Annotated in this window: 25 protein-coding genes and 2 pseudogenes; 13 read left to right on the top strand and 14 right to left on the bottom strand. The window is 66.2% G+C overall.

Features of this window, described 5'->3' with window-relative positions; all coding sequences use genetic code 11:
* Positions 1 to 107 precede the first annotated feature (107 nt).
* The 5 genes and pseudogenes from tnpC to F0U60_RS45235 form a co-directional block, all read right to left on the bottom strand.
* Positions 108 to 1,148 carry an IS66 family transposase gene (tnpC, locus tag F0U60_RS45255; protein WP_395809715.1) on the bottom strand — a complete coding sequence of 347 codons (1,041 nt, stop codon included), beginning with the start codon at positions 1,146 to 1,148 and terminating at the stop codon, positions 108 to 110.
* The gene (locus F0U60_RS45250) at positions 1,076 to 1,777 is read right to left on the bottom strand and encodes an IS66 family transposase zinc-finger binding domain-containing protein (protein ID WP_395809713.1); all 702 of its coding nucleotides are present in this window, start codon (positions 1,775 to 1,777) and stop codon (positions 1,076 to 1,078) included. Before F0U60_RS45250 ends, tnpC begins: the two co-directional genes overlap by 73 nt.
* A gap of 36 nt (positions 1,778 to 1,813) precedes the next feature.
* Positions 1,814 to 2,185 (bottom strand): IS66 family insertion sequence element accessory protein TnpB, encoded by a 372-nt coding sequence (gene tnpB, locus F0U60_RS45245; RefSeq protein ID WP_395804316.1) that lies wholly within the window; start codon positions 2,183 to 2,185, stop codon positions 1,814 to 1,816.
* Positions 2,179 to 2,556 carry an IS66 family insertion sequence element accessory protein TnpA gene (gene tnpA / locus F0U60_RS45240; protein WP_395804338.1) on the bottom strand — a complete coding sequence of 126 codons (378 nt, stop codon included), beginning with the start codon at positions 2,554 to 2,556 and terminating at the stop codon, positions 2,179 to 2,181. Before tnpA ends, tnpB begins: the two co-directional genes overlap by 7 nt.
* A gap of 83 nt (positions 2,557 to 2,639) precedes the next feature.
* Positions 2,640 to 3,086, bottom strand: a pseudogene (locus F0U60_RS45235) (IS4 family transposase); the annotation flags it as partial.
* 413 nt (positions 3,087 to 3,499) lie between these two features.
* On the opposite strand from F0U60_RS45235, the gene F0U60_RS45230 reads away from it, so the two are divergent.
* Positions 3,500 to 4,621, top strand: coding sequence for a WD40/YVTN/BNR-like repeat-containing protein (locus F0U60_RS45230; RefSeq protein WP_395809711.1), 1,122 nt, complete (start codon positions 3,500 to 3,502; stop codon positions 4,619 to 4,621).
* A gap of 143 nt (positions 4,622 to 4,764) precedes the next feature.
* Entirely contained in the window at positions 4,765 to 5,538 is a 774-nt protein-coding gene (locus F0U60_RS45225) for an SDR family NAD(P)-dependent oxidoreductase (protein WP_395809709.1), read from the top strand.
* A 98-nt stretch (positions 5,539 to 5,636) separates the two neighbouring features.
* Here F0U60_RS45225 and F0U60_RS45220 read toward each other — a convergent pair whose 3' ends face one another.
* The gene (locus tag F0U60_RS45220) at positions 5,637 to 6,347 is read right to left on the bottom strand and encodes a lytic polysaccharide monooxygenase (RefSeq protein ID WP_395809707.1); all 711 of its coding nucleotides are present in this window, start codon (positions 6,345 to 6,347) and stop codon (positions 5,637 to 5,639) included.
* A gap of 432 nt (positions 6,348 to 6,779) precedes the next feature.
* On the opposite strand from F0U60_RS45220, the gene F0U60_RS45215 reads away from it, so the two are divergent.
* Positions 6,780 to 9,323: a glycoside hydrolase family 9 protein gene (locus F0U60_RS45215; protein WP_395809705.1), complete on the top strand. Its 2,544-nt coding sequence runs from the start codon at positions 6,780 to 6,782 to the stop codon at positions 9,321 to 9,323.
* Positions 9,324 to 9,339: 16 nt separating this feature from the next.
* Here the strand turns inward: F0U60_RS45215 and F0U60_RS45210 are convergent, their stop codons facing one another.
* On the bottom strand, positions 9,340 to 9,483 hold the full coding sequence (locus F0U60_RS45210; RefSeq protein ID WP_395809703.1) for a hypothetical protein: 144 nt from the start codon (positions 9,481 to 9,483) through the stop codon (positions 9,340 to 9,342).
* On the opposite strand from F0U60_RS45210, the pseudogene F0U60_RS45205 reads away from it, so the two are divergent.
* Positions 9,464 to 9,799, top strand: a pseudogene (locus tag F0U60_RS45205) (sigma 54-interacting transcriptional regulator); the annotation flags it as partial. The gene F0U60_RS45210 and the pseudogene F0U60_RS45205 overlap by 20 nt on opposite strands.
* Positions 9,800 to 9,875: 76 nt before the next feature.
* Entirely contained in the window at positions 9,876 to 9,965 is a 90-nt protein-coding gene (locus F0U60_RS45200; protein ID WP_395809701.1) for a helix-turn-helix domain-containing protein, read from the top strand.
* A 50-nt stretch (positions 9,966 to 10,015) separates the two neighbouring features.
* Here the strand turns inward: F0U60_RS45200 and F0U60_RS45195 are convergent, their stop codons facing one another.
* Together F0U60_RS45195 and F0U60_RS45190 are read right to left on the bottom strand one after the other, a co-directional pair.
* A complete protein-coding gene (locus F0U60_RS45195; protein ID WP_395809699.1) occupies positions 10,016 to 11,623 on the bottom strand; it encodes a LysM peptidoglycan-binding domain-containing protein in 1,608 nt (535 codons plus the stop codon).
* Between the two features lie 184 nt (positions 11,624 to 11,807).
* Positions 11,808 to 12,989 carry an FAD-dependent monooxygenase gene (locus F0U60_RS45190; protein ID WP_395809697.1) on the bottom strand — a complete coding sequence of 394 codons (1,182 nt, stop codon included), beginning with the start codon at positions 12,987 to 12,989 and terminating at the stop codon, positions 11,808 to 11,810.
* Between the two features lie 151 nt (positions 12,990 to 13,140).
* Between F0U60_RS45190 and F0U60_RS45185 the strand changes: the two genes are divergently transcribed.
* Positions 13,141 to 13,806 carry a TetR/AcrR family transcriptional regulator gene (locus F0U60_RS45185; RefSeq protein ID WP_395809695.1) on the top strand — a complete coding sequence of 222 codons (666 nt, stop codon included), beginning with the start codon at positions 13,141 to 13,143 and terminating at the stop codon, positions 13,804 to 13,806.
* Positions 13,807 to 13,830: 24 nt separating this feature from the next.
* Here F0U60_RS45185 and F0U60_RS45180 read toward each other — a convergent pair whose 3' ends face one another.
* A complete protein-coding gene (locus F0U60_RS45180) occupies positions 13,831 to 14,586 on the bottom strand; it encodes a TetR/AcrR family transcriptional regulator (RefSeq protein ID WP_395809693.1) in 756 nt (251 codons plus the stop codon).
* Positions 14,587 to 14,759: 173 nt separating this feature from the next.
* Here F0U60_RS45180 and F0U60_RS45175 point away from each other — a divergent pair, with 173 nt between their 5' ends.
* Positions 14,760 to 15,509: a DUF2306 domain-containing protein gene (locus F0U60_RS45175; RefSeq protein WP_395809691.1), complete on the top strand. Its 750-nt coding sequence runs from the start codon at positions 14,760 to 14,762 to the stop codon at positions 15,507 to 15,509.
* On the opposite strand, the gene F0U60_RS45170 is transcribed toward F0U60_RS45175, so the two are convergent.
* Positions 15,477 to 16,124 carry a TetR/AcrR family transcriptional regulator gene (locus tag F0U60_RS45170; protein WP_395809688.1) on the bottom strand — a complete coding sequence of 216 codons (648 nt, stop codon included), beginning with the start codon at positions 16,122 to 16,124 and terminating at the stop codon, positions 15,477 to 15,479. The genes F0U60_RS45175 and F0U60_RS45170 overlap by 33 nt on opposite strands.
* A 115-nt stretch (positions 16,125 to 16,239) precedes the next feature.
* On the opposite strand from F0U60_RS45170, the gene F0U60_RS45165 reads away from it, so the two are divergent.
* The 3 genes from F0U60_RS45165 to F0U60_RS45155 all read left to right on the top strand — a co-directional run bounded on the left by F0U60_RS45165 (position 16,240) and on the right by F0U60_RS45155 (position 18,939).
* A complete protein-coding gene (locus F0U60_RS45165) occupies positions 16,240 to 16,806 on the top strand; it encodes a VOC family protein (protein ID WP_395809686.1) in 567 nt (188 codons plus the stop codon).
* A gap of 58 nt (positions 16,807 to 16,864) precedes the next feature.
* Entirely contained in the window at positions 16,865 to 17,701 is an 837-nt protein-coding gene (locus F0U60_RS45160) for a hypothetical protein (protein ID WP_395809684.1), read from the top strand.
* Between the two features lie 62 nt (positions 17,702 to 17,763).
* Positions 17,764 to 18,939, top strand: coding sequence for an FAD-dependent monooxygenase (locus F0U60_RS45155; protein WP_395809682.1), 1,176 nt, complete (start codon positions 17,764 to 17,766; stop codon positions 18,937 to 18,939).
* Between the two features lie 30 nt (positions 18,940 to 18,969).
* On the opposite strand, the gene F0U60_RS45150 is transcribed toward F0U60_RS45155, so the two are convergent.
* Positions 18,970 to 20,526 carry an FAD-dependent oxidoreductase gene (locus F0U60_RS45150; RefSeq protein ID WP_395809680.1) on the bottom strand — a complete coding sequence of 519 codons (1,557 nt, stop codon included), beginning with the start codon at positions 20,524 to 20,526 and terminating at the stop codon, positions 18,970 to 18,972.
* 118 nt (positions 20,527 to 20,644) lie between these two features.
* On the opposite strand from F0U60_RS45150, the gene F0U60_RS45145 reads away from it, so the two are divergent.
* Complete coding sequence (locus F0U60_RS45145; protein ID WP_395809678.1) at positions 20,645 to 21,436, top strand: helix-turn-helix transcriptional regulator; 792 nt, start codon at positions 20,645 to 20,647, stop codon at positions 21,434 to 21,436.
* 10 nt (positions 21,437 to 21,446) lie between these two features.
* On the opposite strand, the gene F0U60_RS45140 is transcribed toward F0U60_RS45145, so the two are convergent.
* Entirely contained in the window at positions 21,447 to 22,154 is a 708-nt protein-coding gene (locus tag F0U60_RS45140; RefSeq protein ID WP_395809676.1) for a DUF429 domain-containing protein, read from the bottom strand.
* Between the two features lie 98 nt (positions 22,155 to 22,252).
* Here F0U60_RS45140 and F0U60_RS45135 point away from each other — a divergent pair, with 98 nt between their 5' ends.
* Positions 22,253 to 23,272: an aldo/keto reductase gene (locus F0U60_RS45135; RefSeq protein ID WP_395809674.1), complete on the top strand. Its 1,020-nt coding sequence runs from the start codon at positions 22,253 to 22,255 to the stop codon at positions 23,270 to 23,272.
* Here the strand turns inward: F0U60_RS45135 and F0U60_RS45130 are convergent, their stop codons facing one another.
* A complete protein-coding gene (locus F0U60_RS45130; RefSeq protein WP_395809672.1) occupies positions 23,273 to 24,097 on the bottom strand; it encodes a hypothetical protein in 825 nt (274 codons plus the stop codon).
* Between the two features lie 129 nt (positions 24,098 to 24,226).
* Between F0U60_RS45130 and F0U60_RS45125 the strand changes: the two genes are divergently transcribed.
* Positions 24,227 to 25,219, top strand: a complete 993-nt coding sequence (locus F0U60_RS45125; protein ID WP_395809670.1) for a cyclase family protein — start codon at positions 24,227 to 24,229, stop codon at positions 25,217 to 25,219.
* Positions 25,220 to 25,224: the final 5 nt, after the last annotated feature.

The following is a 25,224-nucleotide window of genomic DNA, read 5'->3' as shown; positions in this document are numbered from 1 at the left end:
GGACGGTGTCCTCCACGGTATCCACTCGGCAGAGCGGTGCAGGGGGGCGGCGCAGATGTGATAACGGGTGCGCCGCCCGCCGGTCTGCCGACGGGGATGGGCGGTGCTCAGGTCGCGGCAGAAGAGGTGGAGGGCGTCTGCGAGGCAGCCGCGCGCGCGGCCTTCCACATGGGCGGCAGCAGTTCCTCGAGACGGCGCTGCGGCCAGCCCTGGGCGAGCTTCTCCAGCACGTCAGCCAGGTACGCCCACGGCTCCACCCCGGCCAGCACGCACGTGGCCACCAGCGTGTACACGCACGCGGCGCGCTCGGCTCCCGCGTCGCTGCCGGCGAAAAGGTAGTTCTTCCTGCCGACGGCAATCTCCCGCAGCCGCAGCTCCGAGGCGTTGTTGTGCAGCGGCAGGCGCGCGTCCTCCATGAAGCGCGTCAGCGACTTCCACTGGTTGATGGCGTAGCGGCACGCCCGTGCCAGCGGACTCTTCGGCGGCTCCCGGTTGTAGACTTCGGCCATCCAGCGCCCCAGTTGCTCCGTGACAGCGCGTGAGAGCGTGTCACGCCTGCGCAGCCGCTCGGTCTCCTCCACCTGCTGCTCGTCGGCTTCGCGCTCCACCTCGAAGAGCCGGCCGATGAGAGAGAGCGGCAGCGCCGCTCGTGTGTCACCGGCGTCCAAGGCCTCGACGAAGTAGCGACGGGCATGGCTCCAGCACCCCACCTCCACCGCGGTGGCGCCCTGGCGGGTAAACAGCTTGTCGTAGCCCTTGTACCCGTCCACCAGCAGCCAGCCCTCACGCTTGTCCAGGAAGGACAGGGGCCCTTCTTCCTTCCAGTCCGGCGTGTAGACGAAGGCCGCCCAGGTGGTGTCCCCCAAGTACACCCACATGTGCCCGCGCTTGAGTCCGTTGGGGTGCTCTCTGTCGAGCACCTTCAGGTGCGTATCGTCGCTCTGCAGCACGTGCGAGGCCAGCGCCCGTTGGGCCACCTCCCGGGCCAGCGGCTGGAGGGTGTCGGCGCCCGCGGCCACCCAGTCCGAGAGCGTCGAGGTACGCAGCTGCACGCCATGGCGCGCGTAGATGCCGCTCAGCCGGTGCAGCGGCAGGTGGTCCTTGAATTTGGAGACGAGGACGTGGGCCACCAGGCCCGGTCCGGGCAATCCCCCTCAATCACCCTGTCGGCGGGAGGCGCCACCACCAGCCCGTCACCACACGGCCGGCAGGCGTACTTGGGCCGTACCTCCTCAATCACCTTGAAGTGGCCAGGCACCCACTCCAATGTCTCACTCTTCTCCTGGCCACAGCACGTCTTGTCCCGCCCGCATGCCTCGCACCGCAGCGCCTCGGGCGGGGGCTGGTGGACGCGCTGCTCGCGCGGCAGGCTGGAGGGCAGCGGGCGGCGCCCGTGCCCCTTGCGCTCCTTCTTTCGCGATTCCTTGTGGGGTGGCTTGGAGGGCGGCGTGGAGCCCGCCGCGACGCCTGCGTCCCCGGCCTGGGGCGGCGCCGCCTCTTGGGCCCCGGCGTTCTGCTGGCCCAGTTGCTCCAGGAACAGCGACAGTTGCTCGGCGGAGAGCTTCTCGCTTTGGCGGCCAAACCGCTGGCGCAGCGCCTTGCGCAGCCGCAACTCCAACTCGGTGTTCTTCTCCACCAATTGCGAGAGCAGGCCCACCACCAGCTCAATCACCTGCTCGTCCTGGCCCTCGGCCAGCAGCGTGCGCAGCAGCGCCGCCACGCCGTGTACGTCCGTCGTCTTCTTGCCGGGAGCCGCGCCGCTCATGTCCCGGGACATGAGCCATGACCCGGACCCAGGACGCAAGAGGTATTCTCAAGCAACCGACTTCTCAGGTGGGGGCTGCCAGCGAGGCCGGCGGACACTGGCCTTCAAATCAATCCCCTCCAGCAGCAGGGTGAGCTCCACCGCTTCCAGGATGACGGCGCCCGTGTCCTCCGGTAGCGGGCGCGGCAGGCGGAAGCTGCCCTTCTCCAGGCGCTTGGAGAAGAGGCAGAAGCCACCGGAGTGCCACCACAACACCTTCACCATGTCGCGCGTGCGGTTGAAGAAGACGAAGAGGTGTCCACTCAGCGGGTCCTCTCGCAGGACCTGTCGTGCCAGCAAGGACAGCCCGTCGAAGGACTTGCGCATGTCCACCGGCTGGCTCGCCAGGTGGATGCGCACCGAGGAGGGTAGTGTCAGCATGCTTCCTCCAGCGCCCTCACCAGCCGCGCCAGCGCGTGCGCGTCGAAGCCCGGCTCCACTCGGATGCGCCGGCCCCTGGCCAGTAGCACCTCCATGCTGGCTGTGCCCGGTGCCCCACGTGCTTCTGGCGAGGGCGGCGCCGTGACGTGCACCGGGACGAACGAGAGCGCCGGGCCCGCCTCCCCGGCCCGCCGCTTCTTCCACCACCTCAGCCGCTGTGGCGTAAGCCCATGGCGGCGGGCGAACTCCGCCACCGACAGCCCGCTCGCCTCGTAGGCCTCCAGCACCGCCTGCGCTTCGGCCTCCGTCCAGTAGTTGCTTGCCGCCGCCCTCGCCAGCGTTGCGTCCACTCTTTCCGTGTTGCGTCCCATGTCTACACCTCCTGGAACGCGACGCTGAACGGCTCCTCCCTCACGCGGAAGGTGTGGTCCACCGAGCGCTTACCCTCCACGTCGTTGCGCTGGCCCTTGAGGGTGGACTTGTGCACTGTCAGCCACACCAGGGGCGTAGGGCGGCCGTGCTTCGTCAGCAGCGAAGCCACCAGGGTGGTGTGGTCATCATCGTCGAAGTCCGTCCAGTCCAAGGCGATGACGGCCTCGGTGCGCTGGGCCAGCATGTACGGCACCCACAGACTGAACAGGTGCCACACGTTCAAGCCCGCATTGGACAGCAACCTGTCTACCTGCTTCACCCCGTGCTTGCCCTTGGTGCCTCGCGCCACCGCCACGGCCTGCCCGATGGCGTACACCGACAAACTCGCGGCGTGGATGACCCCCAGCGTCGCCAGCGACAGTGACAGCACCCGCTTGGCGTGGACGTCCTCGGCGAAGAGGCTGGAGAGGAATTCATGGACCTGCTGCTCGTTGATAGCTGAAGTACCCACTTCTCCGGTAACGTCCATGACCCTACTGCTCGAACTAAACAGCCTACCGACCCCCTCCTCGCCAGCTTGCTAAATGAGGGGATGCCTCAGGTTCTCCCCGCCTGAGCTCGTAGCTCAGCACAGGCACGCTCGACCGCACCGCGGGCGGTCGAGCCTCCTCCCGTGCAGTCATGGCACGTCAATTTGCCGAGAACGTATGCTTGAGCCTCTTTTGTATGTCTGATTTGCTGGAATCGGCTCAAGCTGCCATTGCTCTGCTGATGCTTGCAAGTCTCTTCTTTAAAGCTGCTTGCTGCGACAAATGATTGTTATTTGACGGGGAGATGGATTCTCGGCAGTAGGTGCTTCGTGCGGTGCAGTGCCAGGAAAGGCATTCCCGCACAGCGCGCTGTCGATTCATCTATTTCTTGGCATTCTAAAAGAGAGAGAAAATGCATTTTGTGAGAAGGAATCCGCCGGTCATTGCCGTGGTGTCCGCGATGCTCGCCCTGTCAGCCTGCGGCGGCGGGCAGGATGATTCCTCCCCTCAGGTCGTCGAGCAGCAGAAGGCTCTGGCGGGTTGGACCGTGCCTACGTGCAGTCACATTACTGGGACGAATGCCATCTCCTTCACTCGGGACGAGGGCGCGACCCTCGCGTCGACGGGGACGCTCACGGGCACCGTGTACACCCCAGGGTTGGTGGCGCTGGACACGGCGAACACGTTGCTCGCGGTGCACGCGAACAGCGTCATCCGCTCCACCGACGCGGGCTGCACCTGGAGCTCCATTGGGACGGTGCCCGCAGGCCTGACGCTGACCGCCGCGGCCGGTGGCCGTGCTTATGCGTGGGCGGAGAATGGCTCGGGCCTCTACCGCATCGAGGGCACTACGATCACCGCGTTGACCTCACCTGTGGCCAACATCCTGGGCCTGGGCGTGGACGCCGCCAACGGCAGCCACGTGCGCGTCGGTGACAGGCGGGGCCAACTTTACGAGTCCTTCAATGGTGGCGCCTCGTGGAAGGCCCTTGGTGTGGCTCCAGCCAGCGGAGACTTCGTCCTCGGCTACTCGGTGGCGTTCGACCCAGCCAACCTCAACCACGTGTTGTTTGGTCTGGCCAGCCAGGGGGCCTTCGTCTCGACCAACGGTGGCTCCACCTGGAAGCAGGTGAAGGGCCTGTCGACGGGCCGCGCCAACGGGTTCACCATTGCCGTGTCCCCGGCGAACGGGCAGATCGTCTGGCTCGCGGGTCTGGACCTGGAGACGAGCATCCGCAAGCTCTACCGCTCGGCGGACGGCGGCCAGAACTTCGCTCCGGTGGTGGAGGAGTCAGAGACCGTGACGTTGGGGAACGGCCCTCTGGTCGCGCCGCATCCGAAGGACGCCCACGTCATTTATTTCGAGTTTGGCACCTACTTCCAGGACTATGGCACGGACATCTACAAGTACGACCACGCGACGGGCGTGGTGACGCAGACGCACAACGCCAACGATGGTGTGTCGTCGATTGCGTTCTCGCCCGCGGACCCGTCCGTGATGTACTTCGGTCTCACGTCCATCATCCCCAGCTGAGTCAGAAACACGGGCGATTCCACCGGTTCTGGGGGCAGGAAGCCGAGGCCTTCCTGCTCCCCGTGCTTGCTGAAAATCCGTCTTCTTTCCAACAATGGTGGCCACCGGGGGGGTCCCGGGTCGCACATCAGCGAAGGGCCATTATGAAGAAGTTGGACAAGAAGGTCGCGATCATCACTGGCGGGGGGAGCGGTATCGGGGCGGCGGCGGCGAAGGTGTTCGTGGAGCAGGGAGCCAAGGTGCTCATCGTGGGTCGCAGCGAGGAGAAGCTGCGCAAGACGATGCAGGACATCAACCACGAGAACCTCAGCTACACGGTGGCGGACGTGTCGAAGGTGGAGGACACGCAGCTCTATGTGCGGCACGCCGTGGAGCGCTACGGTGGCGTGGACGTGCTGGTGAGCAACGCGGGCACCGAGGGTCCTTACAAGCACATCCTCGAGCACACCGTGGAGGACTTCGACCAGGTGATCGCCACCAACGTGCGCGGCACGTGGTTGTCCGTCAAATACGCCTTCCCCGAGCTCCAGAAGCGCGGGGGCGGGAGCATCATCCTCACCTCGTCCATCGTGGGAGTCGCCGGGTTTCCGTCGCACTCCGCGTACACCACCAGCAAGCACGCGGTGGTGGGGATGACGCGCGCACTGGCGCATGACGGCGCGCCGTTCCATATCCGGGTGAACGCGGTATGCCCGGGCGTCATCGACAACGACATGATGGCGTCGACTCACCGGCGCCTCGCCCCCGGCGCCGAGGAGCAGATGAAGAGCACCCTCACGGCGCGCGTCCCCATGAAACGCTACGGGACGAACGAGGAGATCGCCCGGATGTACCTCTTCCTCGCCAGCGAGGACAGCAGCTACAGCACGGGTGGCGTGTATGTGTCGGACGGTGGCATCACCGCCGGCCTCATGTAGTTCCCCGCATGAGTCCGTAGCACGGTGCACGGCAGGCCCGACCGCCCTGTGGCGATCGGGCCTCCTACCGAGCAGTCATTGCTCGTGTCGGTGCTCCTTTAGGGCTGAGTACTGGAGGCGCCGGGGAACACCACGTCGACGCAGCCGTGGAAGCGCTCGTAGGTGTAGTGGTTGCGTCCCCACTCGGCATAGATGACGTGGCGCCCCTGTCGCTGCGGCACGTTGCACGTGGTGTGGAAGAGCGCGTTGGCCTTGTCCGCGGTAATCGCCGGATTACCGTTAGGGTTGCGGTCGTCGTACTTCAGGACGCAGAACGCTTCCTCTTCGAAGTCATCCCAGGTCAGGGGCTTGCCTACCTGATAGACGAAGCCGGGCTTGGTGATCCAATAGCGGAACTCCTCGGTGTCGTCGAAGTGCGGCCCCCAAGAGATGTTCCAGGTGATGGTCTGGGGACCGGAGCTGAAGGTGCTCGTCGGCCAGTTGATGGACTTATCCCAGGGCGTGGCGCCGCCGCGCCAGGTCTCGCTGCCGAAGCCGCATACGTGCTGCGGCAGGGGACTGACCACGGCCCGTCCCTGCGCGTGGGTGAGCACGCTCATGAACTGATAGCCACCAGAGAAGTCATCTCGAAAGGCGTCGGCGCACTCCGCGTATTCACCCGGCCTCCCCACTTCATCCGGCTTGGTGTGCGCTCCACAGAACCAATTGCGTGACGGCGGGTTCTGAATCAGTCCGTGGCCGTGTGCAACCGTGGCAACTCCCAGTGCCAGAGAGAGGGACAGCCATGTCCTTTCATTCTTTGCCAGCATGGTTTTTCTCCCTTGGATTATGAGCGAGCAAGATACTGGTTCATGGCGATGACATGTTCTTCTGTGATTGCAACGCCTTGAATGCGCCACCGCTGATTTGCTCTCTCAATGCGAGGCGTTGACCGCCATCATGGATGAAGTTGGAGCTCAAGCCAACTGATTTTCTTGAGAGGCGCGTGTTGATATCAAGACATTGTATCGCCGTTTGATTCTTCCGTGGATGAAGCACTCAAATTCTCAATGTCACATGCCTGTTGCTGCCTATGGATGTGATGGGCGCGCAGTGGCAAGCACGATTGACATATGGAGTGGGAATTCGAGATAATCTAGTAAGACATGAAATATAGAGAAAATTTTAATTGGGATGTACTGCCTGAACACTCCCTCGAGCTGTTCCGCCCACGTCTGGCCAGGCGACTGAGGCGAGCCGGAGTGCTGGCACTTGCCGCCACCACGCTGACGTTGGTCTCGGCCCCAGCCCAGGCCCAGTCGCCTGAGCAGATCGTCAACGGCACCTTCGACTCCGGCCATGCTCCCTGGTGGGGCACCAGCAACATCCAGCTCGACTCCAGCAGCGGCGAACTCTGCGCCGACATCCCCGGCGGGACCTTGAACCCCTGGGACGTGATCATCGGCCAGGACAACGTTTCGCTCGTCGCGGGCGAGACGTACCGGTACAGCTTCGTGGCCACCGCGACGCCTGACTTCACTGGCAGGGCGCTCATCCAACTCCCCGCCGACCCGTGGACGCAGTACCTGGCCGTCTATCCGCAGCTGACCGCGGAGGCCAACACGTACACGTACACCTTCACCTCTCCGGTGAGCCTGCCCAATGCGCAGGTTGCCTTTCAGATGGGCGGCAGTGCCACGCCGTGGCGCTTCTGTGTCGACAACGTGTCCCTGACCGGGGGCGCCCCGCCTGACGTCTACAAGCCGGACACGGGTCCCCGGGTACGGGTCAACCAGGTGGGCTACCTCACCCACGGCCCGAAGAACGCGACCGTTGTCACCGAGGCCAAGACCGCACTGCCGTGGCAGCTCGTCAACGGCTCCGGCACGGTGGTGGCGAGCGGTCTGAGCACGCCTCGCGGCGTGGACGTCAGCTCTGGCCAGAACGTCCACTCCATCGACTTCAGCGGATACGTTGTGGCTGGAGCCGGCTACACCCTGGTTGCCGACGGCGAGACCAGCCGCCCGTTCGACCTCGGCGGCAATCTCTACGGTTCGCTGCGCGACGACGCCTTGAAGTTCTACTACCCGCAGCGCAGCGGCATTGAAATCCTCGAGAGCTTGAGACCGGGCTACGCCCGTCCCGCCGGTCACGTCGGGGTCTCGCCGAACACCGGTGACACGGTCGTGCCGTGTCAGCCCGGAGTCTGTGATTACACGCTCAACGTGGCCAGTGGCTGGTACGACGCGGGCGACCATGGAAAGTACGTGGTCAACGGCGGAATCTCGGTCTTCCAGCTCATGAATGCGTTCGAGCGGACCAAATACGTCCGGGCCGCGCAGCCGTTCACGGACGGTCAGCTGGCCATCCCGGAGAGCGGGAATGGTGTGCCAGACATCCTCGATGAGGCGCGCTGGGAGATGGAGTTCCTGCTCCGCATGCAGGTGCCCGCGGGTAAGCCGCTGGCCGGCATGGTCCACCACAAGGTGCACGATGCCGAATGGACCGGCCTGCCGCTGCTGCCCCACCTGGACCCCAAGCGGCGCGAGCTGCACCCGCCGTCCACGGCGGCGACGCTCAACCTTGCCGCGACTGCCGCGCAAGCGGCGCGCCTGTTCGCCCCGTATGACCCGGCCTTCGCGCAGCGGAGTCTGACGGCTGCACGGACGGCGTGGGCCGCGGCGGTTGCTCACCCGGCGATCTACGCCAGCGCGTCCGATAACATCGGCGGAGGCGCGTACGAGGACTTCGATCTCCGGGACGAGTTCTACTGGGCCGCCACGGAGCTCTTCCTGACCACCGGTGAGGCGCCGTTCCGTGACTTCGTGCTCGGGTCGCCGCTGCACACCGCTGACATCTGGACCGAGCAGGGCATCTCCTGGGGGGCGGTCGCCGCGCTGGCTCGCATGGACCTGGCGATGGTGCCGAGCAACCTACCGGACCGTGCCGCGGTGCGGCAGTCGGTCGTGGCGGGCGCCACGAAATACCTGAACACACTCAACGCTCATCCGTACGGGCTGCCCTATGCGCCCGCCGACAACATGTTCGTCTGGGGCTCCTCCAGCCAGGTCCTCAACAACATGGTTGTCATGGCGACCGCGTACGACATCACCGGCGAGAGGCGCTTCGTGGAGGGCGTTGCGCAGGGCATGGACTACATCCTGGGTCGCAACGCCCTGAACATCTCCTACGTCACTGGCTACGGTGAGGTGAGCTCGCAGAACCAGCACAGCCGGTGGTATGCGCACCAGCTCAACCCGGCGCTGCCCCGTCCGCCACGAGGCACCTTGTCGGGCGGTCCGAACTCGTACATCCAGGATCCGATCGCCCAGCAGAAGCTGACGGGCTGTGTGGCCCAGTTCTGCTACATCGACGACATCGAGTCCTATGCCACGAACGAGCTGACCATCAACTGGAATGCCCCACTGGCTTGGATCGCCGCGTTCCTCGCCGGTCAGGGTGATGGGGCGGCCGAGCCCGCGGCCTCGTGTCAGGTCAGTTATGTCAAGCAGGACGAGTGGAGTGATGGCTTCAACGTCCAGGTGACCCTCCGCAACACCGGCGCCAGCGCGATCAACGGCTGGACCCTGCGCTGGTCGTTCCTGGGTGGGCAGACTGTCACCCGTGCGTGGAGCGTGAACGCCAGTCAGTCCGGCGCCACGGTCAGCGCGACCCACCTGCCCTGGAATGCCCTCATCCCACCTGGTGGAGCGGTTTCCTTCGGCTTCATCGGAACTCCGGCGACGGGGCCGAATCCCACTCCAGCGCTGTTCACCCTGAATGGCGCTGCCTGCCTCGTCAGGTAAGGGGAGGTCTCCGTCTCTACTCCAAGAGGTCAGCCTTCAGCGTGACCTCATCGTTGGCTGGGACGGAGACGCGGTAGTCGCGTGACACCTCGAGGTCCGTGTTCTTCAGGGTGAGGGTCCGTCTTCCCGCAGGGAACTGGATGGCGGGCAGCGGTGACACCGTCCACCCCCAGGTGCTCGACGGCCAGTACTTCGCCGCCGAGGGCGGGGGCGGCAGTTACGTGAAGGCCACCGTCACGGCCATTGGCTCTTGGGAGACCTTCCGCACGGCCATCGGCCCCTGGGAGACGCTCTGCCACGAGACGGGCGCCTTCACCGGTGCTACCGAGTGCAAGCACGGGCGCATCGAGCTGGCCCACGGCGGCACGTTCTTCCTCGACGAGGTGGGCGAGCTGAAGCCTGGTCTCCAGGCCCGGCTGCTGCGAGTAATCCAGGAGTGCGCCTTCGAGCGCGTGGGCGGCACCCGCACCATCGAAGTGGACGTGCGGTGGATCGCCGCCACCCACCGGGACCTGCGCGCACAGATTTCCGATGGTCCCACGCTGCTAGGAGGTGGGCGGCAACCGCCGGGAGGCCGCCGAGCGGCTGGGGATTGGAGTGCGGACCCTCTACGAGAAGCTCAAGCGCTACAAGCTCGAGTAGCCCGAGTCCGGCCTTACCAAGCGCGCTCCTGTCCCAAGAGCCCCTGCGTCTCAGGCCAGCACGCCGAGCGCGCGCTTGTAGTACGCCTCGCGGCTGGCGAGCCCGTTGTAGCCACCGTTGACGCGGCGGGTGACTTCGCGGAAGTTGCCCGCGTCCGCGTAGCTGTTCAGGTTGCGGCTCTTCCAGAACCAGGCGGCGGTGCGGAAGCCCACATCCGGGTCCGCGGCGCGCTTGGGGTTGTTCTCCAGGTCGATGCCCAGCGCTTTGCCCGCGGCGCGGTAATTGGTGCGGCCGGTGAGTTGGATGGGACCACGGCCCTTGTAGCGCTTGCCATCGCCCGGGTGGGTATTGCCCAGATCCTTGCGGCCCTCGTAGTCGGCGCCGGAGTTGCGCTCCTCCATAGAGCGGAGCTGATCACTCTCATGCGCGAGCTGCGCGAGGAAGGCGGCCTGGCGCTTAGGGGTGTTGATGTCCGCCTCGACCATGGCCGCGTTGAGGTAGGGCTGGTACTGCTGGGCCTTCGCCTGCGGCAGGCGGGGCATGATGGCGCGCAGCTGCGCGAGCGTCACGCCACCCTTGGTGCCGCCGCCGGAGCCTCCTATCTTGGCTCCAAGCTTCTTGAAGGCGGCGCGGGTCAGCGGACCGTAGTTGCCGGTGCTCGGCACTCCGTGCGCGGCCTGGAACGCCTGGAGTGCCGCTCGGGTCTTGGGCCCGAAGATGCCCGGGCCGGTGTTCATGGTGGCCTGTGAGAGGTTGCCCGTCTTCACCAGCGCCCGTTGGAGCTGCTCCACCTGGGCGCCTCGCGAGCCCTCCCTCAGGCCCACCGCGGGTAGCGTCAGGCCTTCGAGCGAAACGGGGGCCGCGGGAGCGGATTGGATGGACTCCTTGCCGGACATCCGGGTGCGGCTGCCTCCGGAGAAGACGACGAGCTCGCCCGTGCTCTTGTAGTTCCTCGGGCCACCTACGAGCCGGCTGTTCTGGAGCTTGAGGGAGATTGTCCTCCCGGTGGCGGGGTCGTTGGCGAAGTAGGTATTGCCCTGACGGTGGGTGACGGTCACCCAGTGGTCGGTGCCGTTGGAGCCGCCACCCTGGCCGGGCCTGTAGTCCACGCCGATGACGACGGGGCGGCCCTTGTCGAGCTGCTTGTTGACGGTGGCGATGCTCCAGCCGGGCTTGGAGGCACCGAGGCCAGCCATCCTGGCGGCCTTGCTCCAGAGGAGGGTGTCCCCGGTGTAGCCACCGTGCGCGTCGAGATACGCATCGAGCTTGCCGGGATCGATGACCTTGCCGCCAATCTTGCTGATGGCCATGGCGGTGGCGGTCATGGCGCAGCCCGATCTGGAGATGGATCTGCGCCGGCCCAGGGTGCGGCCACCCCACCGGGCATCGCCCTGCCGGAACAGGGGAGTCCCGCCAGAGGAGGTGGAGACGGTACGGCTGGGGCCGGTGCTGCGGCCACTGGTGGAGGAGGGCGCACGGCGGCTGGGGGGTGGGGGGCCAGGAGGCGTGACGCCATCGGGAATCGTCAGCTTCTGCCCGACTCGGATGAGGTTGGGGTTCTTGATGTGGTTGAGCCTGACGAGCGCGTCGACCGTGGTGTGGAACTTCGCTGCGAGCTTCGACAGGGTGTCGCCAGGACGAACAGAGTAGGTAGACACGGTGGAGGCTCCAGGAGCGAGCAATGGGAAGACCCGGTCGCGCGCCGCATGCGGCGGCCGGGAATGGTTTCGCTCCTGTTCCGATAGAGGCGGTGCGAGGGACTCGTGATGCCGCCGTGGGCCCTTCTCCGTGGGGACGTCGCCTCAGCGAGCGGCCATCCTGAGGCGCTCGGTCTTCCCGCGTTCAGGCCGGGTACTCCTTGAGCGAGATGGCGTTGCCCGCTCGCATCGCCATCCGGGCGATGAGCCCCTTCCAGGGCACCCAGGACATGCTCCGGTAGAGCTGATTGCGGAACCAGATCATCGCGCGGCTCTGGGGCACGAAGAAGTCACCGCCGTCCTGCCCCTGCTTCTGGCACTGCTGGACGTAACTTCGCATCTGCTCCTCGTAGCGGGCGAACGCGGTGCGGTGGTCGCCGGCGGCGGCCGCGAGCTCTCCGGCCAGCACGTACGCGCCCACCACGGCCATCCCCGTGCCCATGCCCGACAGTGGCGAGGCGCAATAGGCCGCGTCCCCGAGCAGCACCGTTCGCCCGTTTGACCAGGAGTCCATGCGAACCTGGCTGATGGAATCGAAGTAGAAGTCGGGGGTGTCCCACATGGCCTCGAGGATCCGAGAAGTCTCCCATCCCGTCCCGGCGAACGCGTTGGCCAGGAGCTGTTTCTGCCTCGCGCTGTCGTGGCGATCGTACTTCAGCGGCGGTGAGGCGAAGACGAGCATGACTTTCGACTCGGTGTTCTGCCGGGCGCTGTACACGCCCACCGTCCTTCCGGGCTCGGTGTAGAAGCGCCCCGCGTAGTCGAGGTTCAGGAGGTTGGGCGCGGTGAAGATGGAGACGTAGTAGCCGAGGTCGTGGACGAACCGGGACTCGTCTCCGAACGCCAGCGCTCGCACGTTGGAGTGCAGTCCGTCAGCGCCCACCACGAGAGCGAAGGTGCGCGGGGGAGCGTGCTGGAAGGTGACCCGGACGCCCTGCTCGTCCTGCGTCAGAGAGGTGATGGAGTCGCCGAAGAGGTACTCGGTGCCCTGTCGGCTTGCCTCGTAGAGGATGCGGGCCAGGTCACCGCGAAGAATCTCCACCTCTCCGCTCATGAACTCGGAGGGCAGACTCGCCACGGGCTTGTTGTCTCCGTTGACGAACGTCACCGCGCCCATGTGCGTCTGCGCCCGCCGCACCTCGCCCAGCAGGCCCATGCGCTCGAGCGCCTGCATCGAGGCGCCGCGGAAGTCCACCGCATAGCCTCCGTCGCGCAGCGCCGGGGCTCGCTCCACCACCGTGGGATTGAAGCCATGACGGCTCAGCCAGTACGCCAGCGCGGGCCCGGCGATGCTCGCGCCGGAGATGAGGATGTTCCTGTTCTTCATGGGGGACTCTCCTGGACCTGTCGGTTCCATCGGGTCCGCGCGGGCCGGATTCCTGGCCAGGGCGCGTGAGACATTTGTACAAACGTCTCATACAGATGTCTAGTACACTTGTCCAAGACGCTTGTTTCGACATCGGAATAGACTCCCCACCATGGGAAATCGTGAGGACCTGCTCGCTGGAGCCAAGCGCTGCCTGTACGAGAAGGGGTACGCGCGGACGACGGCACGCGACATCGCCGCCGAGGCGGGGACGAGCCTGGCGGCCATTGGCTACCACTTCAAATCCACCGAGGCGCTGATGAATGCGGCCATCCTCCAGGCAATCGAGGAGTTGGGGGAGGAGATGCATCGTGCGCTGGCCGCCGAGGTCCCTGCCGAGGCCACGACCCTGGAGCGGTTCGAGGCCAACTGGAAGCGGGTGCTCGAGTTGTTCCCCAAATACCGGAGGATGTTGTCCGCGAGTTTCGAGGCCTACGCGACCGCCGAGCACGTGCCGGAGGTCCGCCAGCAGCTCGCCTCCGGGCTGGAGGCGGGGCGCATCGGGCTGGCCCGGTTGTTCCAGAACCTCGATGCCACCACCGACAGGACGGCGTGGGCGGTTGGCTCGTTCTACCAGGCGCTCATGAGCGGCCTGCTGGTGCAGTGGCTGATCGACCCGGAGCACGCTCCATCGAGCAAGGACCTGGCCGACGCACTGCGCACCATCGTGGCGAGCGTCGAACCGGCCGACGTGAAGGACAAGGTCCCAAAGAGCACCAGCAAGAAGGAACGGGTCCCGAAAGGCAAGGCCCCTCCGGGTGGTGGCAAGCGGGGCTGAGCGCCCGGAGGGAGGGGCTCCGCTCTAGCGGGCGCGAACGAGCAGCCCGACACCGTCGAGGATACGCGCCAACCCGAAGTCGAAGTCGGCGGTTCCGTCATCACTGCTGTCACCTGGATCGAAGGTGCCAGCGGCGGAAAGCTCGGCCAGCGCGGGAAAGCGCTCGGCGTCGATCAGCCTGGCCAGCGTCCGCCCATACCAGGCCTGCGTCTCCTGGCTGCTCCAGGACGAATGTTCGTTCGTCCGTAGCAGCCCCACATGGAGTTGCGCTTCACCGCGAACGTAGTGGAGGACCAGAAGTATCACCGCCAGCTTCTTGTCCGGGCTCAGGCCGGTATCGGCCAGGGTGCGGAGGCCACTGTCGAGCCAGGCAAGCTGGCCTGGTTCCAACGGGGGCAGGCCGGTGTTGACCTGCAAAACCCAGGGATGTTGGAAGTAGATGGAGCGCAGCTCCCGGGCCCAGCGCTCCAGCCCGCCGCGCCAGCCGTCGACTGCCACATCGATGACGGGTGGCTTGCCTGGCGCGGCATCCATCATGAAGACCAGGAGATCGTCCTTACTCGCGACGTGCCGGTAGAGGGACATGGTGCCGCAGCCCAGCCGCTCGGCGAGGCGGGCCATGGACAGCGTGTGAAGGCCCTCCGCGTCGGCGAGCTCAATGGCCGCTGCGACGATACGCTCCAAGCTGAGCCCCTGGGCGGGTCCGCGCGGGCGCCGCTCGGTCCGCCCCCAGAGCATCTCCAGACTGCGCGGAAGTTCGCCGTCGGTCTTTTTGCCCATCCTCACTCCTGTTCCCTGCGTGCGGCGGCAGCATCACACGTCGGCGTACACTCTATACGTTGCGTATGGGATACGCAATGCGTATGCTATACGCAGACAGGAGTTGATTCGCTCTGCTGCCGAACGAGGGCCACGCGCTTTTCCGGGGTGCCAGGGCCAGACAGGAGCCACTCATGACGACGAAGACAGAAACGATGGACGCACGGCAGCCTCCTGGACGACTGAGGTGGTGGCAACGACCCTGGATCGCCCCGCTAGCGAGCATCTCGATCCTTTTCATCGCGTTCTCGCTGCCGCCCTACCTGTCACTGAATCCAGAGCGGTCTCGGGTACCGCCGCCAGACAACTTCGCGGCGTATTATCCGCTCCTGGTCGCGCACGTGGTCTTCGGCTCGGTGGCGTTGCTGACCACCAGTCCTCAGGTGTGGCCCTGGTTCCGTCAGCGTTACCCGGTTGCCCACCGGCTCATTGGTCGGGTGTACGTCCTGGGGGGGGTGCTCCCCGCCGGAATCACTGGCCTGATCATCGGCGCGGTCAGCCCCTATGGCCCGTTGGCCCGGGTGAGTTCCGTCTTGATGGCTTCGCTCTGGCTGCTCTTCACGGTCACCGGTTACCGCATGGGGCGGCAGCGCCAGTACGTTGAGCACCGCCGGTGGATGATTCGCAGCTTCGCGCTCACCGCATCGATCATCACCAACCGGCTCTGGGGGGTGATCGCATTCCTCGTCCTTTCGCCGCAGCTGGACACGACCTTCGAGGGCAGCGAGAAGATGCTCACCTGGACCATCGCCGGCCTGACCACCTGGCTGGGCTGGGTGGTTCCGCTGCTCATCGCCGAGTGGTGGCTGGACCGCGGCGAATCAGCCAGGCACGGCGCTCGGCGTCCGGCCTCAGTTGTCCGGAGCGCGACGGGAGCTGCGTAATCCCTTGGCGGGAAGCAGCACGCCAGCGAGCACGAGATCAATCAAGGCTTCCAGGCGCGCGTCATCCGAATCGCCCCAATGCAGCAGCTCGAAGTTGAGCACGGCGCCGAAGAGCAGGCCATGGATGAGCCGGGGGTCGGCGTCTGGCCGCAGCTCGCCACGCTCCTTGGCGCGCTCGTAGATGTGCATCACCTCGGCGTCCTTCTCGTCCCGGAGCTTGTGCACGAGCTCCCCGACGGGATCGCCCGGTCCCGCGTTGAACAGCAGCCGGAAGATTGCTCGGCGTGAGGGCTCGCGAGCCTGTGCACGCAGCGAGCGGAACTGCTCGAGGAGGTCACCCCGGAGCGTCCCGGTGTCAGGCCGGGACGGCGTCTCCTCCGCGACGAACAGCACCGCGGCCCGGATGAGCTCCAGCTTCGTGGGCCAATGCCTGTACAGGGTGACCTTGTTCACGCCCGCTCGCGCGGCGACCCGCTCGAAGGCGAGCTTCTCGTGGCCCACACGGTCCAGCTCGCTCAACACGACCTCGAGCACCTTCGCCGTGAGGTTCTCGCCGCGAAGCTGTTTGGGCCTGGGCGGAGGAGGCCTGGACTCCTTTTTGTCTCTGCTCCTCATGGACGTGAAGGTATGCGGCCCCTGAGACAATCGCAACGGTACCGTTGCAATCTCCTCGGCCCCTCATTACCTGAGGAACGCAACGGAAGCGTTGCTTTTTCAGGAGACAGACGCGATGACCTCACCCACGAAGCTGTCCCATATCGTCCTGCGGACCGGCCGTTTTCAGCAGATGCGTGACTGGTACCTCAACGTCCTCGGGGCGACCGTGTCCTACGACAACGGCGAGGTGTGCTTCCTCGCCTACGACGACGAGCACCACCGCATCGGCATCGTGAACACGGGGGCGAGCGAGCAGCCCGGGCCGAAGACGCGGGGCCTGGAGCACGTCGCGTTCACCTACGCGGACCTCGGCGGGCTGCTCGACACGTACGAGCGCCTCGACCGCGCAGGGATCACCCCGTTCTGGAGCGTCAACCATGGCCCGACGACGTCGCTCTACTACCGCGATCCGGATGGCAATCACATCGAGCTGCTGGTCGACAACTTCGCCCGCCTGGAAGATGCGGCGCGCTTCATGAAGTCGGAGGTCTTCGACGTCAACCCGATCGGTGTCGACATCGAGCCTCGGGAGCTGCTCGGCCGCCTGCGCGCGGGTGAGCGGCCCTCGGAGCTCGCGAGGGCGCACACGAAGGCCGAGGCGCGTGGCTTCGAGACCGTGCCCGAGGAATTCTTCCGCTGAGGGCGCGGACCGGCTGACGTCCTACCCTGTATGGCCACGCTGGCGTAGGCTTCCCGCCATGTCAATCCAGCTCGAACGGCTGAAAGTCCATGGGGTCCGCTCGCTGCGCGACGTCGTACTGTGGCTGCGGCCCCTGGACGTCATCCTGGATCCACAGGTGGGGAAAGCAATGCATTGCCTGACTTTGATCCTTCTCCTGCTGTCCCCAGTGGCATTTGCGAGTGGACCTGAGCTCAGCCTGGAGGCTGACACCCGCCTGGGGAAGCTGCGGATCAAGGACCTGGAGCTAGACGAAGAAGAAGGCCCTGGAGTGGTTCGGGTGGTTCTCTTGAATGGAGAGGAGATCCATCGGAGAGAGCATACGCATCTCGAAATCGTCAAGGTTTTTCATGTGAAGGATGACGAAGTCGTGCTGCTCAGTGAAAATCCCGGTGGCGCTGGCACCAACGATTCGCATTTCTTCATACAGCTGCGCAAGGGGGCTGCTCCCGTTGTATCCAAGACCTTCGATTCGCAGAAAGGCGAGGTCTCGACGAAGCAGAATGGGGACTCGATTGAGGTTGACCTTGGCTACCACGAGGGCAAGCGTCAAGTCCTTGTCTATCAAAACGGAAAGCAGACCCTCCGCGAGATCTCCCCAAAGGGGAAGCAGGCTGCGGACGAAGGCGATTGCAAGCATTTGTATGGAGATGTTTATGAGGCGTTCGTTCGGGAGGGTCATTGCGACCTCGCGCCCGAAGACGTCGGCGGCATGTCTACGGTGCGCGTCTATAATGAGTTGGGGCATGACCCCCGTCTGGATCTGAAGTCCTTGGACGACCTCGCTCGGCGGTCTTGTGAAGAACGTAAGGCAATGAAGTACTCAGAATTCAGAAAGAAGGTCTGTGGCGGCTGATTGTCCCTGATACAGGGGCTGAGGACACCTTCTCGGTCCTCGATGCAATGGGAGAGGGCATCATGCAATCACGCGGAGTCGTCATCATCGGCGGGGGGATTGGTGGGCTGTGTGCTGCCATCGCTCTGCGGCAAGCGGGTCTAGAAGTCGCGGTGTACGAGCGGGCGGAGGCCTATCGGCCACTCGGCGCCGGGCTGTCGCTCTGGCCGAACGCGATGCGGGCCTTCGAGGCTCTGGGGCTGGCCCGGGAGGTTTCCGGCGTGGGGGCCTCGTGGCGTGAGACGGTGATGCACCGATGGGATGGCAAGGTGCTCTCCCGCATGGCCGTGGAGGAGCTGTGCCGGGAGCTGGGCCAGCCAACGGTGGGGTTGCTCCGTGCGGAGCTCCAGCAGGTGCTGCTCCGGGCGCTCGGGCCGGGCGTGGTGCACCTGGGCGCCGCCTGTACTGGCTTTCACGTTGAAGGGGAGGGAGTACGCGTCACCTTCGCCGATGGCCAGCAGGTGAGGGGAGATTGTCTCATCGGCGCGGACGGGCTGCACTCGGTCGTCCGCCAGCGATTGCTCCCGGAGGTGCGGCCCCGGTACGGCGGCCGGACCTCCTGGCGCGGGGTCGTGAACGTCGCCTCCGAGGTGATTCCAGAGGGGAGCCAGTTCGAGCTCTACGGTCCGGGAGCCCGCTTCGGCATCACGCACATCGGCCGGGGTCCGGAGGGCACGTGGCGGATGTACTGGTTCCTGCTGGTGCCCGCGCCTCAGGGCGGGCAGGACGTGGAGGGCGGTCACCGGGAAGCGGTGCTGAGCCATGTGCGGGGCTGGATGGAGCCCGTCGAGTCGCTGGTCCGAGCCACGCCGGAGTCCGACATCCTTCGCACCGACATTCATTACCTGGAGCCGCTGCCGAGCTGGGGCGAGGGCCCGGTCACGCTGCTCGGTGACTCGGCGCACGCGATGGTGACCGACATGGGGCAGGGGGCGTGCCAGGCCATCGAGGATGCCCTGGTGCTGGCGAAGCTGCTGCGCGAGGACACCGACCGGGTCCGGGCGCTGCGGACCTACGAGTCGAAACGCCGGCCTCGCACGGCGCATATCGCCGAGCTGAGCCTGCGGGCAGGGTCCATCCGGTACCTCCGCAACCCGGTGGCGCGGTGGGGGAGGGACCTGCTGATGCAGGCCCTGCCGTCCTCCGTGGCGCTCAATCAGCTTCGTCGTGTGGTGGGCTACGACTTCCTGGCCTCGTGAGCGGAGGAGAACACGTCCGTCCCGCGGTTCTCACGATTCGCTCAGGGCTTCCTCGCGGAACAGCACGGCATCGAGCGTGCTGGCCAGAATGTGCTCCGCATCCGGAACGGGCCCACTCCACCGCGCCGCGACCATGCCATCCGGACGCACGAGGCATGCACCACGGTCCTCAATCCCATAGGCCTGTTGCCAGCCATCGATGGCATGGACTCGCAGGGGCACTCGCTCCGAGAGCCGCCGGCCCGCGGCGCTCCAGGCCTCACTCCCCGCGAGCAGGACGAAGCCGTTGCCGAAGAGGTCGAGGGTCGACTTGCGGCCTTCCTCCAGGTCCAGCCACACGTGCGGTGCACGCGTTCCCACCTCGCCCGTGGGCACGAAGGTCTTCGGCAGTGGTGTCTCCGCGCCGTAGCGGTAGCCGAAGGTGACCGCACGGTCCTCGACAAGATCGCTGTCGTCGTCCGGGTCCTCCTTCCCCAATCGCAACGTGCGCAGTGCCGCTTGATTCGCGGTGGCCGCGGCCACGGGTTGCCGCTCCGAGTCGTATGTCGCGAGCAGCCCGGGACCTGCATGTCCCTTCAGCCTCGCGGCCAGCTTCCAGGCCAGATTGGCCGCATCGTGGATGCCGGTGTTGGCACCGAAGGCACCCATGGGAGGCATCTGGTGCGCCGCATCGCCGGCGAGGAAGACGCGGCCGGAGGCGAAGCGCTCGGCAACCCGCTCCGCCGCTTCCCAGACGAAGGTGCCATGCAGCTTCAGCGCGAGGTCGGCAAGGCCCGTGGCGGTGCGCAGCCGCTGCGTCCACCGCGTCTCGGTGAAGTCCGAGGCGCTCTCGCGGGGCACCTCGAGTCGCGTGGCGTAGATCCACCGGTCCTTCACGTCCGTGGCCACGATGACGCCGCCTGCTTCAGGGTGGGTGAGGATCGCGAAGCCGAGCGGCACCTCCCGCTGCACGGGCGAGAGGTCCGCATCAAAGAGCGTGGAGATGTTGTGGCCGAAGGAACCACGCCCGCGCTGCCCGATGCCGAGCGCCTCGCGTACCGGGCTGCGCACCCCATCCGCGCCGACGAGGTACTCCGCTCGAATGGAGTACGCCACGTTCGTCTCCCGATCGATGACCGTGGCCAGGACGCCCTCCGCATCCTGGGAGAAGGCCATCAACTCATGGCGGAAGCGCACCTCCGTGCCCTGCTCACGCGCGGCTCTCAGGAGGATGGGCTCCATCCGGTCCTGGCCGAGGAAGACGAACGGACAGGGGCTGAGCCCCGTCTCCTGAGCGGTGAACGACTGCGTCTTCCACGAGAGCACCGGCCCCGCGAGCGTGACGGCCTTCAATTCGCCGCCGGTGGCGCCGGAGAGAGTGGCGCCGGTCCGTTCCACCTCCTCGCTCGCGCACGTCGAGCGCAGCAGCTCCACGGTGCGCTCATGGAAGCCCCGGGCTCGGGGGTGAATGGAGGTGCCCGCGCGTTTCTCGATGACGAGTGCACGGACGCCTTGATGAGCAAGGAACAGCGCCGTCGACAGCCCGACGAGACCGCCTCCGACGATGAGTACGGGGACCCGCAGGTCCTGAGATGGATTCATTGGCATGCCCGGGCTCATACGATTGGGCGGTGCACGACGTCTCCGCGCAACGGGTGGTCGATTCGGCGAATCGTGACGGTCCACCCTGTGCCTCGCCTCCCTCTCCAGGTGTTACGCTCGGGGGATGAGCGCTCACCGCCCCATCCACTTCGCGCGCCGGGCTTTCGCCGGCAAGGAAGTGGGCCGTGGCCCCACACACTTCAACCTCGCCTACGAAATCACCTGGGTGCAGCAGGGGCACATCCAGTTCGACCTGGGGCACTCCGTGGTCGATGCCGTCGCGGGCACATGCATCGTCCTGCCCGGAGATATGGAGAACACACCGGTGGGCCGGGCGGCGGTGCTCCATCAACTCTGGCTGCCTACGTTCTGGCTGGAGGAGGCGGCGGATGCGCTGGGGCCTCGTGCGAGTGCACCCCAGGTGGCGGCCGTCCTGCCCGCGGACTCGCGTGTCACGGCACTCACTCGGGTGGTGATGGAGGAGGTCGGGAGTGGGCTCGACGCGAGCGACCCGGGGATGGGCGCGCTGATGGACTCGCTGTTGTACAGCCTCGTGCGCGAGCGTGCTCCAGAGGTGCTGCACCGGCGTCAGGACGTGCGCATCCGGCGGGCCCTGGAGCGCATCGCCTTGGAATACGCAAACCCCCTGCGCGTGGAGGATCTCGCGTCCGCGGCGGGCATGTGCCGTTACTCGTTCCTGCGAGCCTTCCGCGCCAGCGTGGGAGAGAGCCCCTACCAGTACCTTCTCGGCTACCGACTGGAGCGCGCGGCCGAGCGGCTTCGCAAGGCGAAGGGCGTGTCCGTCCTGGAGACCGCGCTCGAATGTGGCTTCGGAGACCCCGGCCGCTTCGCCCGGGCCTTCCGTGCGCGCTTCGGATGCTCGCCCCGGGAGTACCGCGCCCGGCACGGCAACTGACGGTTCCCGCTCAGCGCATCCGCGCCAGGTCCAGGATGCGCCCCTCGCGCAGCCACCCGTGCGCATCCACCGTGAGCGGCGCACCTACGGCGACCACCTGCTCCGGCGCTCTCCGTGTCAGCCACCCGAGCCACGCGCACAGCGCTGCATCGAGCTGATCATGTGTGGGCAATTCCCTCGCTGGGAACCGCAGTCCTCTCGCCTCCAGCTCTGCCCGCCGTTGCTCGCGGCCCTCGCGCGAGGCCTTCGCCCCCAGCTTCTCCACGGCCAGCGCTCGCCACGTCGCGCCGGGAAAAGCCTCGAACAGGCGTGCCTTGCCCAGCTCGCTCGTGTCCACATCCAGCAGGGGCCATCCACCCCGGGCCCTCAGTCCGGCGAACAGCAGCACGCTCCCCCGCACGAAGCCGGAGAACGGACGCCCCGGTTCGGGCAGCACATCCGGTGTCCGCCCCGGAGCCCGCAGCAGCCGCTCCGCCTCGCGCACCGACGCCCCCGGACGGGCCAGCGCTTGCGGCCCATCCACCACGAGCACGTCCTCTGCTCCCACGGGGAACGCCGCCGCCAGGTGGGCAGGGTCGAAGTCACCCTCTCGTGACGGGCGAGCGGGCCAATGCGCCTCGGAGAAGCGCACCTGTCCCCGCGTGTCGACCTCCGCGATGTCCACCGGCCGACACGCGCGCGAGTACGGATCCGTCAAATCCCAGCCCACGAAACGCACGGGAACCCTCATGCACCGGGAAGTGCTGCGCCGTCCACTCCGTCCCGTTACATCTCGCGCCCGCAATCCACTAGCAGGACACACGAGGTGGCACGCACATGAATTACCGGCAGCTCGGCCGCACTGGCCTGTTCGTCTCGGAGTTGTGCTTCGGAGCCATGACCTTCGGCGGTGAGGGCTACTGGAAGGCCATTGGCGCGCAGGGCCAGGCGGAGGCGGACAAGCTCGTGGGCCGATCCCTGGACGCGGGCATCAACTTCTTCGACACCGCCAACGTCTACTCCCATGGCATCTCCGAGCAGATGCTCGGCAAGGCCCTGGGAGCGAAGCGCTCCAGCGTCGTGCTGGCCACCAAGGTTCGCGGGCGTATGGGGCCGGGCGTCAACGAGCTGGGTCTGTCTCGTGGCCACATCATGGACTCGGTGCACGCGAGCCTGAAGCGCCTGGGCACCGATTACATCGACCTGTACCAGATTCACGGCTACGACGCCGTCACGCCCCTGGACGAGACGCTGCGTGCGCTCGATGACCTCGTGCGCCAGGGCAAGGTGCGCTACCTCGGCGCGTCCAACCTGGCCGCGTGGCAGCTCATGAAGGCGCTGGGCATCAGCGAGCACAAGGGCCTGGCCCGCTTCGAGTCGTTGCAGGCCTACTACACCATCGCCGGGCGCGACCTCGAGCGCGAGCTGGTGCCCCTGATGAAGGACCAGCACCTGGGCCTCATGGTGTGGAGCCCGCTGGCCGGTGGCTTCCTGAGCGGCAAGTATCGCCGCGAGCAGCAGGGGCCCCAGGGCAGCCGCCGCGTCGAGTTCGACTTCCCGCCCGTCAACAAGGAGCGCGCCTACGACATCATCGATGTCATGGACGGTGTGGCCAAGGAGCACGGCGTCTCCGTGGCGCGCGTGGCGCTCGCGTGGCTGCTGCACCAGTCGCACGTCACCACCATCATCATCGGCGCGAAGACGGAGCAGCAGCTCGAGGACAACCTCGCGGCCACCACGCTGAAGCTCTCGCCGGAGCAGCTCGCGAAGCTCGACGCCGTCTCGAAGCTCCCGCCCGAGTACCCTCAGTGGATGCTCGAGTTCCAGGGCAAGGAGCGCGTGCCCCCCACGCAGTAGTCACGGCTTGGGCTTGGGCTTGGGCTTGACCGTCGGACGACGGATGGGCTCATCACCGAGCTCGACGGTCACAGGCTTCGACTCCAGCAGGCAGTCGTCTGGAGAGAAGTGGTTGCGGTGAGTGAACTTCACCGTCAGCCGGTGCTTGCCGGGAGGCACGGGGTAGTCCGATGAGAGCTCCACCTCCGTGCGGTAGGTCGCTCCGGGCTTCAGCTCGATGAATCGGTCGGGCGGAGCCCGCTTGGCCATCTCTCCGCGATAGGAGATGGGCTGACCGTCGACCTCGACCTGAAAGAGGTTGTTCGAGAGCCTCCCTTTCTCGGCAACGCTGAGTCCGTCGAGCTTGAGCGGACGCGTGAGCGTGTTGGAGATCTTCAGCTCCACGGAGTACTTCCACCCGTCCGGGTCGGGGCTCGCCTCGACGACGTTGACGGTGACCGGCCAGGTCAACAGCTTCGCCTTCCTCGTCTTCAGGTCGACCTGGTGGCGCACGCCACGCTCGTCCTCGATGAGCAGCGCCTCTCCTTTCGCGTCGAGCGTCATCGACTTGAAGTACACCTCCTGAATGTCGGTCTCCACCTGCTCGTCGACGAGGTACTCGTAGACCTCGACCTGCCAGAGCGGCTTTCCGGACTTCTCGTCGACCGCGAAGAGCACGCCACGGTGTGACCACCGCGATTCGTAGCGGACGCCGTCCCGAGTGATGGGGGCGATGACGGGTGGCGCAGTCCGGCTTGCGGAGGGGGGCTGGGGCATGGGGACGTTCTCCTGAGCGAGAACCGCCGTGGCCATGACGGCGGAGAGGACCAGTGAAAGGCGCAGCATGTTGCTGGACTCTATCGCCGAAGGCCGGGAGGGTGTCCCAGCGCTGCCTCAGGTCCACTCCTGAGCGTGGCTGTTCCGCCCAGGCGTATTCTGATGGGCGGCTCTGGGTCTTGCGGCTATGAGAGCGCCATGAACCTGCTCAAAACCGTCATCATCACGGGCGCCCTGTTGGGGACTTTGCCGAGCGCGGCGCAGGACAGCGCTGTCGCCACGCCCTTCAAGACTGTGAAGGACATCGATGCCTGGAATGAAAAGAACCGGAACTGGCAGCGCTGGGGCCCGCAGGATCAGCTGGGCGCCTTGAACCTGATCACCCCCGCCAAGAGGAAGGAAGCCCTCCGGCTTGTTCGGGAAGGTGTCTCCGTCTCCCTCGCGCATCCGCTGGAGACCCAGAAGGCCGAGGATGTCCCGTACCCGCTCGACCACGACATGATCATGACCGGTGCGTCTCCGGACTCCATGTACAGCGCCGACTCCCTGGCCATCGGGTTCCATGGTTTTTCGCACACGCACCTGGATGCGCTCTGCCACGTCTTCGACCACGGCAAGATGTACAACGGGTACGACCAGAAGCTCGTCACCGAGAAAGGTTGCTCGACGCTCTCCGTGAGCGCGCTCAAGGACGGCATTCTCACGCGTGGCGTGCTCATTGACATGCCGGCCTTCCAGGGCGTCCCCTACCTGGAGCCAGGCACCGCCATCCATGCGAAGGATCTGGAGGCCTGGGAGAAGAAGACGAAGGTGCGTGTGTCGAGCGGTGACGCCGTCATCGTCCGCACGGGCCGTTGGGCCCGCCGCAGCGCCGTGGGGCCCTGGGATGTCTCGAAGCAATCCGCGGGGCTGCATGCCTCCACCGCCGACTGGTTCAAGAAGCGCGGCGTCGCCCTCGTGGCCACGGATACAGGCCTGGATGTGCTCCCCTCGGGCGTGGAGGGCTCCCCGCTGCCGTTGCACGTCATGCTCATCAACGCCCTGGGCGTCCACATCATCGATAACGCCGACCCCGAGGCGCTGAGCAAGGCCGCCGCCGAGCGGAAACGCCATGACTTCTTCCTGGTCATCGCCCCGCTGAACGTGGAAGGTGGGACGGGCTCTCCCGCCAACCCCCTCGCGGTCTTCTGAGCGAC

This window comes from Archangium minus, from assembly GCF_044360475.1.
GTDB lineage: Bacteria > Myxococcota > Myxococcia > Myxococcales > Myxococcaceae > Archangium > Archangium minus.
The sequence above is the reverse complement of the archived record's forward strand: the minus strand, read 5'-3'. Positions and strand labels throughout refer to the sequence as shown.